This is a genomic window from Bacteroides gallinaceum (genome assembly GCF_030373775.1).
GTDB lineage: Bacteria > Bacteroidota > Bacteroidia > Bacteroidales > Bacteroidaceae > Phocaeicola > Phocaeicola excrementipullorum.
On sequence record NZ_JAUDEN010000060.1, the window covers coordinates 1 to 1,872 of the forward strand.

Below are 1,872 nucleotides of genomic sequence, written 5' to 3' on the forward strand. Positions count from 1 at the left end.
ACCACCACGCATGCGGTTCCGCACGTGGCGGTTCTTTATTTAGGATACCATTTGAGATACTCGTCATAAAGGGTTGGATACCCGGCAATTTTTAGTCGTTCGTTAGTCATAGAACTGTGTGTTATCCAACTGTCAGCGATACGCCAGTACCCCAGTCGAGTATAACCCCATTCATAGGCTTTCCTCTTAGGGATTCCACATCGAATCAGATTTGATATTCTCGTCTTAGGGTTTTTCCAAGATTTCCATATGCACATTCGTATGCGACGTCGTAACCACTCGTCTGTTTCAAGGAGAAGACGTTTCATGTTGGCAAGGTGGTAATAACCTATCCAGCCTCTTATATATTCCTTAAGTTTTTGTTTTCTACGTTCATAACCCATTCCATTGCTACGACCTGTCAGCCCTTTCAAACGGAGCTTCATCGTGACTTTGGATTTGGGGTGTACACATAATTCAAATTTACCTTTGGAGTTATAAAAGGAATAACCTAAGTATTTGACACCTTTGACATATGAGACGGTTGTCTTTTCCTTGTTTACTCTAAGATGAAGTTTACCCTCTATAAATCGGGTAATAGACTCCTTGGTTTGTTTCGCCGCACTTTTACTTCGGCAGAATATCATTGAATCATCAGCATACCGAACAAAGAGATGACCTCTTCGGGTTAGCTCCTTGTCGAGTTCATTAAGCATGATATTACTTAACAGGGGACTTAAAGGACCACCTTGTGGAGTGCCTTCGTTGCTCGCCTCAAACATACCATGATTCAGGATTCCGCTGCGGAGATATTTGTGTATAAGACTCACCACTCTTCCATCCTTTATTGTACGGCTCAGTATTTCTATCAGACGGCTGTGGCATACTGTATCGAAGAATCGCTCGAGGTCAAGGTCTACTACATATTTGTAACCTGAATTGACGATGTCTTTCGCTCTGCGTAATGCATCATGGCAGCCACGTCTCGGACGGAAACCGAAACTGTTTTGGCTAAACTGAGGTTCGTAGATGGGGGTCAGTACTTGGTTGATGGCTTGCTGTATCAGTCGGTCTACAACGGTCGGTATTCCTAACTGTCGCATCTTGCCGTTATCCTTAGGAATTTCCACTCTAAGGACAGGATTGGGACGGTAGCTGCCGTCAAGCACAGAGCATATCAGGCTTTTCCTGTTGGTGAGGAGCCATGGGAGAAGTTCATCACATGACATCCTGTCGATACCGCCACACCCTTTGTTTCTGAATACAGTCTTATAAGCCTTATTCAGATTCTCGGGTGAAAGAATAACTTCCAGAAGATGCTCTCTGTCAAATGGTACTTCCACGACATTGTCTTCAACCATCCATATGCAGGTCTGCGCTCCCACATACCGTTCAGATTCCGTCTTAGCTCTCTGAGGACAGCCTGAAACTTCAGTTCCAGTTTTGTGCATTCGTTCCAGCATACGGTAGTTTTCAATTATTATCGTTTAAATAAAGTTCTGTCCTTCACAAACTTATCGACACGTTTGCTACTATGACATCTGCTGACTTCTCACGGCAAGCTTTACTCCGCTGATTTCGATTTTTTTTTCACTATTCTCATGCGTCCGTGAGACCTCCTCGGATAAGGGCATTAACTTTCAATCTTATGTCTGCTTCATTTACATCAACCGTTCCGAATAGCTATAGGGCTTTGGTTTGCTTTGCAACCTTACCCACGGTTATATGCCTTATATGAAGTTTCTGTTCGTCAGACCAGATGTTTGCCGCCAGCTTCTTTCAGATTCCAACTCGCGATGGACACCCTTGCTTTTGGCTGTATGATTCCCGCTATTAGGGCTCATTGGGGACTTGCACCCGTTAGCTAATACTCATGCCGAGCATACAAAGAAA

The 1,872-nt window shown here is 44.0% G+C and carries 1 protein-coding gene; it reads right to left on the reverse strand.

The genetic code is table 11. The features are described from left to right. Positions 1–35: 35 nt before the first annotated feature. Entirely contained in the window at positions 36–1,442 is a 1,407-nt protein-coding gene (ltrA, locus tag QUW60_RS14895; RefSeq protein WP_289561470.1) for a group II intron reverse transcriptase/maturase, read from the reverse strand. Positions 1,443–1,872: the final 430 nt, after the last annotated feature.